Here is a 15,428-nt window from a genome sequence, read left to right on the forward strand (position 1 = left end):
CGCTGCGCGCCGGTGCCCTGCGCTCCTCGGCGAATCAGGGGACGGCGCGGAACTCGCTTCGCTCAGACACCCGCGCCTCTTCGCCCCTGATTCCCCTGCGGTGCTTGGCTCGCTACAAGGCGGACCCAACAGCCGCGAGCGCACGCATGACCGCTTCTGGTAGAGCCAAGCCATGCTTGGCTGCTTTTGCTTTTGCTCTTCCTTTCCCTCCGGCTTCGGCCAGAGCCGGGCATGGGCTCGGCTTTACAGCAACCGCGCACGCAGGAAACCGTCGAGAGCCTGCGGGAGGGTCCGGGCAGGACCGTCCGCGGCATGGATGCCGCGGCCGAGCTTACAGGGATGTACTTGCAGCGTGTCCTGCCCGGACCCACCCGCAGGCTCTCCCCGATACCCGGAAGGCGCCGTTCTACCCAGCCAACCACCACCCAACAAAAAACCCGGCCGAGGCCGGGTTTTTCGCATGACCATACAACGACCGGGAATCAGTCGCCCTGCTGCTTCTGCAGGTGCTCCCAACGCTCCTGGGCGTCGATGGTGCGCTCGGCGGTGAGGCGCGCTTCCAGGCGCTCCAGGCCGATTTCTTCACCGGTGTCCACGCAGTAACCGTAGTCGCCCGCTTCCAGGCGCTTCAGGGTGCTGTCGATCTTGCCGATCAGCTTGCGGTAGCGGTCACGGGTACGCAGTTCCAGCGAGTTCTCGGTCTCGCGGGTCGCACGCTCGGCTTCGTCGCCGATGTCACGCACTTCCTCGCGCAGGTTCTCGATGGTCTGCTTGGACTCTTCCACCAGGTCCGCGCGCCAGTTCTGCAGGCGCTGGCGGAAGTATTCCTGCTGCAGCGGGCTCATGTATTCCTCTTCCGAGGACGGCTTGTAGCCAGCCGGCAGGATCGGGCGGCCAGTGGCCTCATCGGTCTTGTATTCGACCACCTTGTACTTGCTGCGCGGGGCCGGCGCGGCCGAACGGGCGGCGACGGCCACGGCGACCTTTCCGACAGGACGCGGCACGGTCTTCGGGGCGGAATCGGATTTCACGGCGGTTTTGGCAGGCGATTTCGAAACGGGCACGGGATTCTTGGATTGCGGGGCGGTCGATGCTGCAGGAGCGGCGGCCGGGGCCGGCTTGGGAGCCGGTTGGGCTGCTGCCACTGCCGCGGTCTTGGCCGGGACAGACTTGGCCGGAGCCGGCTTCGCAGCTGGCTTCGGTGCGGACTTCACAACGGGGGCCGGGGTCGGCTTTACGGCCGGCGCGGCGACATTCTTGGCAACTTTCTTTACAGCAGCAGGCTTGGCCGCAGCGACTTTCTTCGCTACAGGCTTGGCGACCGGCTTGGCCGCAGCCTTCTTCACCACCGCCTTCGGCGCTGGCTTGGCTGCTGCCTTCTTCGCCACCGGCTTGGCGACGGCCTTCTTCACCGGTGCAGCCTTGCTGACGGCTTTCTTCACCACCGGCGCCTTCCTGCCGGCAGCGGCAGGCTTGGCCTTGGCAGGCGCAGCGGCCTTCTTCGCCACCGGCTTGGTTGCCTTCACCGGCGCTTTCTTTGCGGTGGCCTTCCTGGCCGCCGGTTGCGAGGACGCTGCCTTGGTCACCGGCTTGCTGGCCGGTTTCTTGGCAACGGGCTTTGCCGCCAACTTCTTCACAACAGGCTTGGCGGTTTTCTTGGCGGCCGTTACGGCCTTCTTTGCAGTTTTTTTAGCAGCCACGAAACGCTCTTCCTTGGATTCCCCGGGGCCCGGGAAAGCGGGCCTTTATAGCCTACCCGACCCGCAGCAGCAACCTCGGTGGCCCACTCCATTCAGTCCAGGAGACAACGGGCCCAAGGTGCGGTCCGACCAACACGGACCGCCCTGCGCGGTACGGAACCTGTCCGGCACCTGGAGGGTGCCGCGAGCGGTCGCAGGCCATTGGCGACATGCGACCAACGGCCCATCCTGCACAAATGCGGCCTTCATGCCAACTGGCATAAGATGACTGGGTGATCTCGCGCCTGCTCATCGCCCTGCTGCGCTTCTACAAGCGCTTCATCAGCCCCCTGCTTGGGCCGCGCTGCCGTTTCGTACCCAGTTGCTCTGAATACGCGATGGAAGCGATCTCGCGCCATGGCCCGCTGCGCGGCAGCTGGCTGGCGGCGCGACGACTGGGCCGCTGCCATCCGTTCCACCCAGGCGGCTTCGATCCAGTGCCCGAATCTCCCAACGCCCCCTCTTGCCGTTGCACAGGAAAACACTGACATGTCCTCCACGCTCATCACCAACGCCCGCATGGTCAACGAAGGCCGCACCTTCGACGGCGACCTGCGCATCGAGAACGGCCGCATCGCGCAGATCGGTTCCGGGCTGGCGCCGCGCGACGGCGAACAGGTGGTGGACGCGGCCGGGCGCTGGCTGCTGCCCGGCATGATCGACGATCAGGTGCACTTCCGCGAGCCGGGCCTGACCCACAAGGGCGACATCGCGAGCGAATCGGCGGCGGCCGTGGCCGGTGGCCTGACCAGCTTCATGGACATGCCCAATACCAATCCGCCGACGCTGGATTCGACCATCCTGGAAGCCAAGTACGAGCTTGCGCGCGGCCGCGCCTGGGCCAACTACGGCTTCTACCATGGTGCCAGCAATGACAACCTGGAGGCGATCCGCGCACTGGACCCGAAGAAGGCACCGGGCGTGAAGGTGTTCATGGGCGCCTCCACCGGCAACATGCTGGTGGACAACCCGGAAACGCTGGACGCGATCTTCCGCGAATGCCCGACCCCGATCATCACGCACTGCGAAGACACGCCGATGATCGATGCCAACCTGAAGGCGTTCCAGGAGAAATACGGCGACGCGCTGACCCCGGACATGCACCCGGACATCCGCTCGCGCGAGGCCTGCATCAAGTCGACCCGCCTGGCGATGTCGCTGGCACGCAAGCACGGCACCCGCCTGCATGTGCTGCACATCTCCACCGCCGACGAGCTGGCGCTGTTCGAGAAAGGCCCGCTGATCCGCGCCGACGGCAGCCGCAAGCAGATCACCGCCGAGACCTGCGTGCACTTCCTGCACTTCGCGCGTCCGGACTATGCGACCAAGGGCAACCTCATCAAGTGCAACCCGGCGATCAAGGAAGTGTCCGACCGCGAGGCGATCACTGCCGCGCTGGCCGATGACGTGCTGGACGTGCTGGCCACCGACCACGCGCCGCACACCTGGGAAGAGAAGCAGAAGCCCTACGCGCAGGCGCCGTCGGGCCTGCCGCTGGTGCAGTACGCGCTGGTGGCCGCACTGGAACGCGTGCACGAAGGCAAGCTGACCCGCGAGCAGGTGGTGCAGAAGTTCGCCCACGCCCCGGCGCAGCTGTTCGACGTGGAAGAGCGCGGCTTCCTGCGCGAAGGCTACTTCGCCGATCTGGTGCTGGTCGAAGACGTGCCGTTCACCGTCAAGCGCGAGGACGTGCTGTCCAAGTGCGGCTGGTCGCCGTTTGAAGGCACCACCTTCCGTTCGCGCATCGCCTCCACCTGGGTCAACGGCCAGCTGGTGTGGGATGGCAGCAAGCTGGTGGGCGAACCCGCCGGCCAGCGCATGACCTACGACCGCTGATGCGCTCCATTCTCCTGATCGGGGCGATGCTGGCGGCGCCCTTGTTTTCCGCACCTTCGGCGCAGGCACAGGATGGCATCGGCAGCCTGATCGACAGCCGCGTGGTGTTCCCGGCCAGCGCGTCGCAGGGCGCGCTGGTGATCGGCAAGGTACCCGCCGGCAGCCGCGTGCAATACGCCGGCCGCCAGTTGCGGGTGAGCGGCTATGGCAGCGTGGTGTTCGGCATCGGCCGTGACGAGAAGGGTCCACTGCGCGTGCAGGTGCAACGCCCCGATGGTGGCAGCGACACCGCAACCATCACGGTGACACCGCGCGACTGGCCCACCGAACGTGTCAACGGCGTGCCGCCGAAGACGGTCAATCCACCACCGGCCATCGCCGAGCGGATCAAGCGCGAGCAGGCGCAGGTGACCGCTGCACGCGCCCGTGATGACGACCGCATTGACTTCACCCAGACCTTCATCTGGCCGGTGCAGGGCCGCATCAGCGGCCGCTTCGGCAATGCGCGCGTATACAACGGCCAACCCGGTGCCGGGCATTCCGGCATGGACATCGCGGTGCCGACCGGCACTCCGGTGAAAGCACCGGCTGCCGGCATCGTCACCTTCGCCGGCCCGGACCTGTACCTGACCGGCGGCACGCTGCTGCTCGACCACGGTTTCGGGGTCAGCTCCAACTTCCTGCACCTGTCACGCATCGACGTGAAGGTCGGTGACCGTGTGGAACAGGGCCAGGTGATCGCCGCCGTCGGCGCCACCGGCCGCGCCACCGGCCCGCACCTGCACTGGGGCATGAACTGGTTCGATACCCGTATCGACCCGCTGCTGGTGCTGGAACGCAAGTAACGCGCGCAATGCGCTTTGGTGGGCGCCGACCTTGGTCGGCACAATCTCATACAGCGTGCGGACCAAAGTCCGCACCCACCTAAGCAGTCAGCCGCGCGCGGCCCACCACACGCGCAGCAGGGTGCGCACCGGCGTCGCTTCAACCGGCTTGCCTGCGGCCTGCGCGGCGACGCGGGCACGCGCCAGGCTGGACCACACGCGGCGCGGGCGCGGGCCGGGCACCCGGCTGCCCCACCCCTTCAACAGATGCTGTGCCCAGCGCTGCGCGGCGGTGCTGGAATCCTCGTCCAGCAGGCTGCGCGGCACACCAGCCACGCCGGCGTCCTGCAGGCGCTGGGCCAGGGTCTGCAGCAGCACCGCACGGCCTGCGCCGGTGCGCGGCTTGTCGGCAAAAAGCGCCGCTTCCACGGCGGCTACGGCCTCGGCGTAGTTGGCCAGCGCACGCTCGGCACCAGCCGCATCCAGCGCGACGGTACGCGCTTCAACCAGATCCGGAAGTGCTTCGGCCAGTTGTGCCCACGGCGCACGCACCGGCTCCAGCAGACGGCCCAGCGGATGGCGCGAACGATGCGCGGCCCAGCTGCGCAACTCCTCGCCCCACCACGCCAGCTTGGCGTCGGCCGGCAGCGGGTCGCCGCTGGTGTTGAGCATGTCGTCGAATTCCTGCAGCAGCGCAAACCACGCCACTGCGATATCGCGTTGCGATTCGGCCACGAACGGGGCGGCCACCGACCATTCCGGCCAACGGCTGCGCCACTTGTCGAGGAAACTGTCCAGCGCGGTACTGCTCACTACGTGATTCCTTACGGCTGGGCCGGGGCTGCCGGCCGGGTCGGCCAGAGGCTGGCCAGTTGCAGAAGTTCGGCGTTCTCGACCAGCACGTCGGCCTGCCAGGCCAGCGGATCGTCGCTGTGCAGGCGGTAACCCCACAACGCCGCCACCGACGGCATGGCCGCGGCACGCGCGGCGATGATGTCGCGCTCGTCGTCACCCACGTACACGCAGTCTTCGGCGGCGATGCCGATGGCCTGCGCGGCGTGCAGCAACGGCAGCGGGTGCGGCTTGCGCTCGGCCAGGCTGTCACCGCCGACCAGCACCGCACAGCGCTGCTGCCAGCCGTACTGCGGCAGGATCAGCCGCGCCAGGTACTCGGGTTTGTTGGTGACAATGCCCCACACCGTACCGGCCTCATCCAGCGCGGCGAGCATGCCGGCCACGCCGTCGAACAGCACTGCGTGCTGGCCGATCAGCGGTTCGTAGCACTGCAGGAACTCGGGGATCAGAGCATCGCGTTTAATGGCTTCCAGCTCAGGGAAGGCCACCGACACCATCGCGCGCGAGCCCTTGGACACTACCGGCCGCAGCAGCACCGGATCGACCGGCGGGCGACCACGCTCGGCCAGCATCGCATCAAGTGTGGCGACGAAGTCCGGTGCGCTGTCCAGCAGGGTGCCATCCAGGTCGAACAGCACCGCGCGCGGGAACTGCACGGTGGTCATGCAGCCTTGACCGCGTGGGCCAGGTAGTTGATGTCGGTACGGCTGCTCAGCCGCGCGCGGTTGCGCCAAGGCTCGTAGGCCATGCCGCTGACGTCGGCCAGCTGAAGGTCAGCCTCGCGCAGCCAGCGCGCCAGCTCGGCCGGCTTGATGAATTCCTGGTAGTGATGGGTGCCCTTGGGCAGCAGCCGCGCCACGTACTCGGCACCAACGATCGCCACGGCAAAAGCTGCAGCGGTGCGGTTGATGGTCGACAGGAACAGGTGACCGCCCGGCTTCAGCAGGCGCATGCAGGCCTCGATGATCGCGCCCGGGTCCGGCACGTGCTCGAGCATTTCCATGCAGGTGACCACGTCGAAGCTGCCCGGCTGCTCGGCGGCCAGGTCCTCGGCGGCCTGTACCCGGTAATCGACCGTGGCACCGCTTTCCAGCGCGTGCAGCCGCGCGACCTTTACCAGTTCCGGGGCCAGGTCGATGGCGGTGACCTCGGCACCGGCCTGGGCCAGTGCTTCACTCAACAGACCACCACCACAACCGATGTCGAGCACGCGTGCGCCGCGCAGCGGCACGCGGTCGGCCACGTACTGCAGGCGTACCGGGTTCAGCGCATGCAACGGTTTCTGCGGGCCGTCAGCGTCCCACCAGCGGTTGGCCAGTGCGGCGAACTTGTCCAGCTCGGCCTGATCGAAATTGGAGGATGCGTGGGGGGCAGTCATGAGGGAGTCCTTGCGGCGCCGGGGTTCAGGCGCGGATATGACGGATGCGCTCGCGCCACTGGCGCGCGTTGGCGATGATGCCCGGCAGGTCCATGCCGACCAGCTCGCGCTGCACCAGCTTCGGCTTGCCGGCAATCCAGACGTCGCTGACCTGCTGGCGGCCGGTGGCGTACACCAGCTGCGACAGCACGTTGTGCAGCGGCTGGGTTTCCAGCGCGGACAGATCAACGCAGACCAGGTCGGCCTGCTTGCCGACTTCGATCGAACCGATGCGGTCGCCGAAGCCCAGCGCACGGGCGCCACCGAGCGTGGACGCGCGCAGTGTGGTCGCCGCGTCCAGCGCGGTGGCATCGTCGGCCACGGCCTTGGCCAGGATCGCCGCGGTGCGGTTCTCGCTGAACATGTCCAGGTCGTTGTTGCTGGCGCAGCCATCGGTACCGATGGCCAGGTTCACGCCTGCGCGTTGCAGGGCGCAGGCCGGGCAGAAACCGGAAGCCAGTTTCAGGTTCGATTCCGGGCAGTGCACCACGCTGACGCCACGCTCGGCGCACAGGTGGATCTCTGCTTCGGTGAGCTGGGTCATGTGCACCGCGATCAGGCGGTCATTGACCAGGCCGAGCCGATCCAGCCGTGCCAGCGGGCGCTGGCCGTGCAGCTTGATCGAATCGGTGATTTCCTGCGCGGTCTCGTGGGTGTGCAGGTGCACCTGCATGTCGAGCTGGTCGGACAGCATCCGCACCCGCTCGAAATTGGCATCGTTGACCGTGTACGGTGCATGCGGGGCAAACGCGGTGCCGATCAGCGGATCGGTGCGCCACTGGTCATGCAGTTCACCGGCCTTGGCGAAGTACTCGTCGTCGGTCCTGGCCCAGGCGGTGGGGAAATCGATGATGACCGCGCCGACCAGCGCGCGGAAACCGTGCTTCTTGTAGATCGCTGCCTGCACGTCGCCAAAGAAGTAGTTCTCGTTGGCGCAGGTGGTGCCGCCGCGCAGCATCTCGGCAATGGCCAGCGTGGTGCCGTCGGCAACGAATTCGGGGCCGATCACCGCCGCTTCCACCGGCCAGATGTGCTGCTGCAGCCAGGTCATCAGCGGCAGGTCGTCGGCGACGCCGCGCAGCAGGGTCATCGGGTTGTGCGTGTGCGCGTTGACCAGGCCCGGCATCAGCGCGGCCTCGGGGCGGCTCACCACCTGGGTGGCGCGGAAACGCGCACGGGCTTCGGCACGCGGCAGGATGGCCACGATCTCGCTGCCACGGATGGCCACGGCATGGTCTTCCAGCACCACCGTATGCGGCTCGATCGGAACGACATAACCGGCTTCGATGAGCAGGTCGCAGGCTTCAGGGAGGTGCGGGCTATCGCTCATGCGGGCTCACTGGGCTGTGGGAGGAGGGACCATTGGCGGCCTTGGGTCTGCCGGGCGACTGATCTCCGGCCGAACGGCTACCGCTGAGCTTCTGGAGGACGAGCCCCTGAGTCAGGGGCGGCCGCGAAGCGGCGGGGTGTGGGTGCTGGTAAGTGGGGCCCACGATCCGCATCGCGGATCGTGGGAGCGCCAGCGCGAATGCACCAGCGCGTACCCGGATTACTTGACGCGCGAGGAGTACTCGCCCGAGCGGGTGTCGACCTTGATGATTTCATCCTGGTTGACGAACAGCGGCACGCGGACCACTGCACCGGTTTCCAGGGTGGCCGGCTTGCCGCCGCCACCGGAGGTGTCGCCACGGACGCCCGGATCGGTCTCGGTGATCTTCAGTTCGACGAAGTTCGGCGGCTGCACGAAGATCGGCGAGCCGTTGAACAGGGTCACGATGCAGGACTCTTCGCCCTTCAGCCACTTCTCAGCGCCGCCCATGCCGGACTTGTCGGCCTGGACCTGCTCGAAGGTTTCCGGGTCCATGAAGTGCCAGTACTCACCGTCGCTGTACATGTAGTCCATGTTGGTATCGACCACATCGGCCACTTCCACGTCATCGGTCGCCTTCATGGTCATTTCGACCGTGCGGCCCGACTTGATGAAGCGATAGCGCACGCGGGTGAAGGCCTGGCCCTTGCCCGGCTTGATGAACTCGGTCTCGGAGATGACGGCCGGTTCATTGTTGACCAGGATCTTCATCCCGTTCTTGACATCGTTCATGCCCGCAGTGGCCATGCTCAAGCTCCTCAAATGGCGAAACCGCCGCGCGTGCGGCGAGCCGGATAGAATGGAAAGCCCACCGGAACCCCGGCGGGCAACTGTTTATGTGTCCATGATAACCGCAGGCCCCCTGTCCATGCAGCTTTCCGCCTTCCCCCGGACCCCGTCGCCAGGCGCACCCGCACGCTGGCAGCAGCTCTGGCGCCAGGCGCTGCGCGACCCGCACGCCCTGCTGGCCCGGCTGCAGCTGGACCCGGCCGCGTTGGGTGTCTCGGACGAAGCCATGGCCCAGTTCGCGCTGCGCGTGCCGGAGGGCTTCGTGGCCCGCATGCGCAAGGGCGATGCGGCCGACCCATTGCTGCGCCAGGTGCTGCCGATCGACGAGGAAATGCGTCCGGCGCCCGGGTTCAGCTTCGACGCGGTGGGCGACGGCGCGGCAAAGAAGGCCACCGGCGTCATCCAGAAGTACCGCGGCCGTGCCCTGCTGGTGGCCACCGGCAGCTGTGCGATCAACTGCCGCTACTGCTTCCGCCGGCACTTCGACTATGGCGCGGAGAATGCCGCCAAGGGCGGCTGGCAGGAGGCGGTGGCGGCCATCGCGGCCGACCCGGACATCGACGAGGTGATCCTGTCCGGCGGCGACCCGCTGTCGCTGGCCACGCACAAGCTGGCCGAGCTGACCGACGCGCTGCGCCAGATCCCGCACATCCGTCGGCTGCGCATCCACACGCGGCTGCCGATCGTGCTGCCGGAGCGGGTGGACGAGGAGCTGCTGGCCTGGCTGGGCGGGCTGCCCTGGCCGCTGGCGATCGTGGTCCATGCCAACCACGCCAATGAATTCGATGCCAGCGTCGATACGGCGATGGCCCGCCTGCGCGGCATCGGCGCCCAGCTGCTGAACCAGGCAGTGCTGCTGCGCGGGGTCAACGACAGCGTGCAGGCGCTGCAGGACCTGAGCGAACGCAGCTTCGCCGCCGGCGTGCTGCCCTACTACCTGCACCAGCTGGACCGGGTCGAGGGCGTGGCCCACTTCGAAGTGGACGACATCCAGGCCAAGGCGTTGATCGCCGGCCTGACCGCGCGCCTGTCCGGTTACCTGATCCCGAAGCTGGTGCGCGAACTGCCCGGCGACCCTAGCAAGCGCCCGCTATAACACGGGGCCGGGGTCAGATCCCTTTTCCCGCGGAAAAGGGATCTGACCCCAAGACAACGGCTACAGGCCCGACTCGATCATCCGTACCACTTCGGTGGCGGTCACCGGGTGGCTCAGCCAGTAACCCTGGCCGAGGTCGCAGCCACGCTGGGCCAGCAGTTCGAACTGCGCCTGCTGCTCGATGCCCTCGGCCACCACCGTGATGCCCAGCGCATGGGCCATGGCGATGATCGCCGTGGTCAGAGCAAGGTCGTCGGGGTCGCGCTGCATGTCGGCGACGAAGCTCTTGTCGATCTTTACCCCATCCACCGGCACCTGGCGCAGATGGCTGAGGCCGGAGAAGCCGGTGCCGAAATCATCCAGCCAGACCTTCACACCGGTGCGGTGCAACTTGTCCAGCAGTTGCGCGGCCACCATCTCATCGCCGATCACCGCGGTCTCGGTCAGCTCCAGGTGCAGGCGCGAGGCCGGCAGCCCGGACTCATGCAGGCACTGCGCCACCAGTGCCGGCAACTCGCCGCCGCGCAGCTGCCGAGGCGATACATTGACCGATACGAACAGGTCATCGCCGCCCGCTCCGCGCGGCCACTGCGAGGCTTCCATGCAGGCCGCGCGCAGCACCTTCGGGCCGATGATCTCGATCAACCCGCTCTGCTCGGCCACTTCGATGAACACCGACGGCGGGATCGTACCCAGGGTCGGGTGCTGCCAGCGCAGCAGTACTTCGACACCTACCATCCGGCGGTCGCGCATGCGGAAGATCGGCTGGTAGGCCAGGCGCAGCTCGCCGCGCTCCCAGGCACCGCGCAGCTCCTGCTCCATGTGCACGCGGCGCTCGACTGCATGGTCCATCGCGCGGCTGTAGTAGCGATAGCAGTTCTTGCCGGCCATCTTCGCCTGGTACATGGCGATGTCGCCGTTCTTCAGCAGCGTGGTCGCATCGGCCGCGTCGTCGGGGAACAGGGTCACGCCGATCGAGGTGCCGAGGAACAATTCCCTGCCCTGCACCACCAGCGGCTTGCCCAGCTCGCGCACCAGCACTTCGGCCAGCAATCGCGCATTGGCAGCCACGTCACCGTCGCCGACCAGGATCACGAACTCGTCGCCACCGAACCGCGCCAGCAGCGCCTCATCGCCACCGGCTTCGGTCACTGCGCGGCCGATGCGCTGTGCGAACTGCAGCAACGCCTCGTCGCCTGCCTCGTGGCCAAGGGTATCGTTGACCCGCTTGAAGTCGTCAATGTCGGCAAACAGCAGGCCCAGCCTATGGTTGGAAGCGCGCGCAGCCATCAACCGGTGATCCAGTGCCTCGCGGAACGCCAGCCGGTTGGTCAGCCCGGTCAACGCATCGGTATAGGCCATGCGCCGCACTTCGCGATCATGGCGGGCGATCGCATCACGCATGCTGGCAAAGCCGCGTACCAGCTCACCAACCTCGTCATCGCGGCTGTTCTCCGCCAGCGGCGCCTGGTAGTCCCCGGCTTCGATACGGCGTGCCGCCGCAGCCAGGTCACGGATCGGCGCCACCAGGGTGCGCTGCACGTAGAGGATCACCACCACGCCGATCACCACCAGCAGCCCCAGCATCAGCAGCAGCCAGCCCAGGTGGCGGCTGCCGACCTGCTGCAGGCGCTCTCCGAGCGTGGCGTTGGCAGCCTGCTCGCGCTGCTGCACCTCGTCCAGCGCCATGCCGACGCGGACGCCACCGATGCGCTGGTTGCCGACCATGATCGGCATCGCGTTGTCGAGCACCTTCGGCGATTCCTGCACCACCAGGGCCCGCGCGGCCACTGCTCCGGGCGCCAGCGGGTCGGCCATGGGCTGCCCGAAACCGGCAACCTCGACCGTACCGTCATGCACCAGCCGGCCATGGTCATCGAACACCAGCACGTAGCGCACCACCTGCTGGCGGGCAGTATTGCGCACCAGCGCACCGATCTGGTCCAGATCGCGGTAGTACAGCGGGTTGGCCAGCGCATCGGACAACTCGCGCGCCATCGCCTCGCCACGGCTGCGCACGCCGCGATCGAACAGTTCATGGATGACACTGCCACTGAGGTTGCGCACCTCGCTCTGCATCGCCGTCTGCCGCCCCAGCAGTACCGCCAGGATCGCCACGACCACGATCATCGCCCCGCCCATCGCAAGCAGGAACCGGGCCTGCATTCCCGAGCCGAGCCACTTCATTCCACTTCCATCCGCACGCGCGTCAATCCTTGTTTCAATTCATCCAGCCGCTGCTGCGCATGCGCATCGACGCGGTGGAAACCGGAAGTGCCAAAAAACCGATGCAACGCCCCCTGCGCCCGCGGATCGCTGGCCGCCTCCAGCAGCACCTGCTGCAGGCGGTCACGCACCCTCGGATCGAGGTCGGCGCGCACCATCTCCACCGCACGCGGGTACGGCTCGGTGCGCAGCAGTTCGCGGAAGTCGCGCCGGAACGCCGCCGGCACCCGCCGTTCGTCGTTCCAGTCCACGCTGCTCACCGCTCCCACATCGGCCATCCCCTTGTGCACATAGGTGGCGATGTTCAACTCACTGCGCACGAACACATAGCCCACGCTGTCCCGGCCCGGCATATCCCAGACCCCGGCAAGGATCTGTGGTGACAGCCCGTCCTGCAGCAGGGTCATCACCGGCACCAGGTAGGCACTGGTGGACGCGGTGTTCTGCAGGGCCAACCGATGGCCGCGCAGATCCTGCACGCGCTGGATCGGGCTGTCGCTGCGCACGAAGAACACCGTCTGGTATTCACGCACGCCATTGCGCTCGGTCAGCAGCAGCGGACGAGCGCCACTGCGCTGGCCCAGCGCCATGGCCGTGCCCGATGTTTCGGTGACCCAGTCGACCCGTCCCCGCCGCAGGTAGCTGGCCATCTGCTGGGGGTCGCGCGCCATCAGGATCCTCCCCTCCTTGATCCCGACGTCGTGCATGCGCGGCACCACATAGTCCAGCAGTGGCTGCAGCTGCTCGTAGTGGGCCTTGGGATCATCGCTGATCCGGCCCAGCACCAGCACCGGGTCCGGTGCTGCACGCACCGTCCCGGCCAGCAGGACCATGGCCAGGCTCAGCAGTCCCCCCTGCATTGCCTTTCGAAGACCTGACACAGGCTTCATCCCCCCTGGGTATCCGGACAGACTACCCGAAAAAATGAGAACGTCGTCAGCTGTCCTTGTTGCCCGCCTGGGCCAGCCGCGCCATGCGCTGGGTATCGGCGAGGATGCCGCGCAGCAGGCGTACTTCCTGCTCGCTCGGCTCGCTGCGCAGGAACAGGCGGCGCAGCTTGCGCATCGCCGATTCCGGCGCGCGGCCCTTGTGGAAATCGATCTCGTCCAGGGTGTCGCCGAGCTGGGCGAAGAAGCTCTCCATCTGCTCATGGCTGGCGACCTGTTCGCGGACGCCGGTCCCCGGCTCAGCCACCGGCTGTGCGCCAAGCAGCTGCATGCGGGTTTCATAGGCCAGCACCTGTACGGCTGCCGCCAGGTTGAGCGAGCTGAACTCCGGATCGGACGGGATGTGCACCGCCGCGTGGCACAGCTGCAGCTCTTCGTTGGTCAGCCCGGTACGCTCGCGGCCGAACACCAGCGCTACCTCGGCACCTTCGCCGGCCTTGGTCACGGCGCGGGCAGCGGCCTCGGCGGGCAGGTACTCCTCCAGCTGGACGCGGCGCGCGCGGGCAGTGCAGCCCAGCACCAGGCGGCAGTCGGCCACGGCCTCGGCCAGGGTGGCCACCACCGGGGCGTCACCGAGTACGTCTTCGGCACCGGCCGAGCGGCGGAAGGCCTCCTCGTCCAATGGCTTTTCGGGCGCGACCAGCACCAGGCGGGCCAGGCCCATGGTCTTCAGGGCACGGGCGGCGGCGCCCATGTTGCCGGGGTGCTGGGTACCGACCAGGACGAATCGGAGGCGGGTGGCGACGGGAAACTGGGACATGAACAGGGAAAATGTCGAGCTGGACGAAGACCAATGGTAAACTGTGCGGCCGGCCACTGCGCCGGACCCGCTCTTTTCCCCCGCCAGCCCTTCTCTTCTGCCTTTCCGGGAGCCCACGCCATGCAGAAACCCGCCGTAACCGTCATGGTCAAGGCCGCCCGCCTCGCCGGCAACGTCCTGTTGCGCAACATCAACAAGCTCGAGGCGCTGAACGTGGTGCAGAAGGGCCGGATGGACTACGCCAGCGAAGTGGACGCGGACGCGGAAAAGGTCATCGTCAAGGAACTCAAGCGCGCCTATCCCGAATACGGCATCTTCGGCGAAGAAGGTGGCGTGCAGGGCGAGCGTCGCCAGATGTGGGTCATCGACCCGCTCGATGGCACCAGCAATTACCTGCGCGGCGTGCCGCACTACTGCGTGTCGATCGCCCTGGTCGAGAACGGCGAGCCGACCGATGCGGTCATCTTCGACCCTCTGCGCAATGAACTGTTCACCGCCAGCCGTGGCGCTGGTGCCGTGCTGAACGACCGCCGCATCCGCGTTGCCGACCGCAAGGACCTGGAAGGCACCATGATCCACACCGGCTTCGCCCCGCGTGAGCGCGCCCGCGCCAGCGCCCAGCTGAAGTCGGTCGACACCCTGCTGGTCCAGGCCGAGGACATCCGCCGCACCGGTTCAGCCGCGCTGGACCTGGCCTACGTGGCCTGTGGCCGCGCTGATGCCTACTTCGAAGCCGGTGTGAAGGCGTGGGACATCGCCGCTGGCCTGCTGCTGGTCCGCGAGGCCGGTGGCAAGGTCTGCGACTTCAAGGGCGCGACCTTGGGCCGCATGGACAACCGTGGCCCGGACACCCACCAGATCGTGGCCGGCAACCTGAAGGTGGCCGAGTCGCTGCAGAAGGTGCTGGTGAACACCGGCTACGCGGCGGAGTTCGACGCGAAGTTCTGAGGTTCCGTGTAAAGCGGTTCATGGAGACGGCACCTGCGAAGGTGCCGTTTTCGTTTGCGCGCTCGGAGATTCATTTCCGCGACCGCGGAGGGGTGTCACTTTCTTTGCTCGTGCAAAGAAAGTAACCAAAGAAACACGCCGCCAGGGCGCGAGCCGTCGCTACGCGCCGGTACCCTGCGCTTCTCGGCGAATCAGGGGACGGCGCCGAACTCGCTGCGCTCAAACACCGGCGCCTCTTCGCCCCTGATTCCCCTGCGATGCTCGGCTCGCTCAAGGCGGACCCAAGGTCAAGTACCCACAGCTGCACCCCGAAGATCCACCCCATGCGTGGATGCTGTTGCCCTTGATCTTGATTTTCCAGTCCGCCTTCAAGCGAGCCGAGCACCGCAGGTCCGGCGAGGGCGAAGAGGTGCGGGTGTCTGAGCGCAGCGAGTTCCCGCACCGTCCCTCGACGGGCCGAGGAGCGCAGGGCACCGACGTGCGGAGCACGTCGGCTCGCGGCTGGCGGAGCGTTTCTTTGGTTACTTTCTTTGCGCACAAAGAAAGTGACACCCCTCCGCGGTCGCGGAAATGACTCTCGCCAGGTCGTTCCCGGCACCACCGATGCGTCGACGCACAAACA

At 67.1% G+C, this 15,428-nt stretch carries 14 protein-coding genes; 5 read left to right on the top strand and 9 right to left on the bottom strand.

Annotated features, from left to right (window positions below; all coding sequences use genetic code 11):
* Positions 1–482: 482 nt before the first annotated feature.
* Positions 483–1,700 (bottom strand): RNA polymerase-binding protein DksA, encoded by a 1,218-nt coding sequence (gene dksA / locus AC07M7_RS06260; RefSeq protein ID WP_495206962.1) that lies wholly within the window; start codon positions 1,698–1,700, stop codon positions 483–485.
* Between the two features lie 272 nt (positions 1,701–1,972).
* Between dksA and yidD the strand changes: the two genes are divergently transcribed.
* Genes yidD through AC07M7_RS06275 form a run of 3 tightly spaced genes read left to right on the top strand, consistent with a single transcriptional unit; the run spans position 1,973 to position 4,420 of the window.
* The gene (gene yidD, locus AC07M7_RS06265) at positions 1,973–2,227 is read left to right on the top strand and encodes a membrane protein insertion efficiency factor YidD (RefSeq protein WP_005414016.1); all 255 of its coding nucleotides are present in this window, start codon (positions 1,973–1,975) and stop codon (positions 2,225–2,227) included.
* Between the two features lies 1 nt (position 2,228).
* On the top strand, positions 2,229–3,575 hold the full coding sequence (locus AC07M7_RS06270; protein ID WP_046988151.1) for a dihydroorotase: 1,347 nt from the start codon (positions 2,229–2,231) through the stop codon (positions 3,573–3,575).
* Positions 3,575–4,420, top strand: coding sequence for a M23 family metallopeptidase (locus AC07M7_RS06275; protein ID WP_495206963.1), 846 nt, complete (start codon positions 3,575–3,577; stop codon positions 4,418–4,420). The genes AC07M7_RS06270 and AC07M7_RS06275 overlap by 1 nt, the downstream gene beginning before the upstream one ends.
* An 87-nt stretch (positions 4,421–4,507) precedes the next feature.
* On the opposite strand, the gene AC07M7_RS06280 is transcribed toward AC07M7_RS06275, so the two are convergent.
* The 5 genes from AC07M7_RS06280 to efp form a co-directional block, all read right to left on the bottom strand.
* Complete coding sequence (locus AC07M7_RS06280; RefSeq protein WP_495206964.1) at positions 4,508–5,212, bottom strand: squalene/phytoene synthase family protein; 705 nt, start codon at positions 5,210–5,212, stop codon at positions 4,508–4,510.
* Between the two features lie 11 nt (positions 5,213–5,223).
* Positions 5,224–5,919 (bottom strand): phosphoglycolate phosphatase, encoded by a 696-nt coding sequence (locus AC07M7_RS06285; protein WP_495206965.1) that lies wholly within the window; start codon positions 5,917–5,919, stop codon positions 5,224–5,226.
* Complete coding sequence (gene ubiG / locus AC07M7_RS06290) at positions 5,916–6,632, bottom strand: bifunctional 2-polyprenyl-6-hydroxyphenol methylase/3-demethylubiquinol 3-O-methyltransferase UbiG (protein WP_337302631.1); 717 nt, start codon at positions 6,630–6,632, stop codon at positions 5,916–5,918. The genes AC07M7_RS06285 and ubiG overlap by 4 nt, the downstream gene beginning before the upstream one ends.
* Positions 6,633–6,657: 25 nt before the next feature.
* Entirely contained in the window at positions 6,658–8,001 is a 1,344-nt protein-coding gene (locus AC07M7_RS06295) for a TRZ/ATZ family hydrolase (RefSeq protein WP_495206966.1), read from the bottom strand.
* A gap of 219 nt (positions 8,002–8,220) precedes the next feature.
* A complete protein-coding gene (efp, locus tag AC07M7_RS06300; protein WP_046988145.1) occupies positions 8,221–8,787 on the bottom strand; it encodes an elongation factor P in 567 nt (188 codons plus the stop codon).
* 97 nt (positions 8,788–8,884) lie between these two features.
* Between efp and epmB the strand changes: the two genes are divergently transcribed.
* Positions 8,885–9,925, top strand: coding sequence for an EF-P beta-lysylation protein EpmB (gene epmB / locus AC07M7_RS06305; RefSeq protein WP_495206967.1), 1,041 nt, complete (start codon positions 8,885–8,887; stop codon positions 9,923–9,925).
* A 60-nt stretch (positions 9,926–9,985) separates the two neighbouring features.
* Here the strand turns inward: epmB and AC07M7_RS06310 are convergent, their stop codons facing one another.
* From AC07M7_RS06310 to AC07M7_RS06320, 3 genes are all read right to left on the bottom strand, one after another.
* Positions 9,986–12,112: a putative bifunctional diguanylate cyclase/phosphodiesterase gene (locus AC07M7_RS06310; protein WP_046988143.1), complete on the bottom strand. Its 2,127-nt coding sequence runs from the start codon at positions 12,110–12,112 to the stop codon at positions 9,986–9,988.
* Positions 12,109–13,011, bottom strand: coding sequence for a phosphate/phosphite/phosphonate ABC transporter substrate-binding protein (locus AC07M7_RS06315; RefSeq protein WP_426355553.1), 903 nt, complete (start codon positions 13,009–13,011; stop codon positions 12,109–12,111). The genes AC07M7_RS06310 and AC07M7_RS06315 overlap by 4 nt, the downstream gene beginning before the upstream one ends.
* Before the next feature lie 76 nt (positions 13,012–13,087).
* A complete protein-coding gene (locus AC07M7_RS06320; RefSeq protein ID WP_136639850.1) occupies positions 13,088–13,858 on the bottom strand; it encodes an RNA methyltransferase in 771 nt (256 codons plus the stop codon).
* Positions 13,859–13,978: 120 nt separating this feature from the next.
* Here AC07M7_RS06320 and AC07M7_RS06325 point away from each other — a divergent pair, with 120 nt between their 5' ends.
* A complete protein-coding gene (locus tag AC07M7_RS06325) occupies positions 13,979–14,806 on the top strand; it encodes an inositol monophosphatase family protein (protein ID WP_012511653.1) in 828 nt (275 codons plus the stop codon).
* Positions 14,807–15,428 lie beyond the last annotated feature (622 nt).

Source organism: Stenotrophomonas sp. GW821-FHT09E08 (assembly GCF_059416125.1).

What these genes read in the sequence shown, in the direction of transcription:
- AC07M7_RS06270 (WP_046988151.1), top strand. Translation starts at nt 2,229, where the DNA reads ATGTCCTCCACGCTCATCACCAACGCCCGCATGGTCAACGAAGGCCGC.
- AC07M7_RS06275 (WP_495206963.1), top strand. Translation starts at nt 3,575, where the DNA reads ATGCGCTCCATTCTCCTGATCGGGGCGATGCTGGCGGCGCCCTTGTTT.
- AC07M7_RS06285 (WP_495206965.1), bottom strand. Translation starts at nt 5,919, where the DNA reads ATGACCACCGTGCAGTTCCCGCGCGCGGTGCTGTTCGACCTGGATGGC.
- ubiG (WP_337302631.1), bottom strand. Translation starts at nt 6,632, where the DNA reads ATGACTGCCCCCCACGCATCCTCCAATTTCGATCAGGCCGAGCTGGAC.
- AC07M7_RS06295 (WP_495206966.1), bottom strand. Translation starts at nt 8,001, where the DNA reads ATGAGCGATAGCCCGCACCTCCCTGAAGCCTGCGACCTGCTCATCGAA.
- efp (WP_046988145.1), bottom strand. Translation starts at nt 8,787, where the DNA reads ATGGCCACTGCGGGCATGAACGATGTCAAGAACGGGATGAAGATCCTG.
- epmB (WP_495206967.1), top strand. Translation starts at nt 8,885, where the DNA reads ATGATAACCGCAGGCCCCCTGTCCATGCAGCTTTCCGCCTTCCCCCGG.
- AC07M7_RS06310 (WP_046988143.1), bottom strand. Translation starts at nt 12,112, where the DNA reads ATGAAGTGGCTCGGCTCGGGAATGCAGGCCCGGTTCCTGCTTGCGATG.
- AC07M7_RS06315 (WP_426355553.1), bottom strand. Translation starts at nt 13,011, where the DNA reads ATGCAGGGGGGACTGCTGAGCCTGGCCATGGTCCTGCTGGCCGGGACG.
- AC07M7_RS06320 (WP_136639850.1), bottom strand. Translation starts at nt 13,858, where the DNA reads ATGTCCCAGTTTCCCGTCGCCACCCGCCTCCGATTCGTCCTGGTCGGT.
- AC07M7_RS06325 (WP_012511653.1), top strand. Translation starts at nt 13,979, where the DNA reads ATGCAGAAACCCGCCGTAACCGTCATGGTCAAGGCCGCCCGCCTCGCC.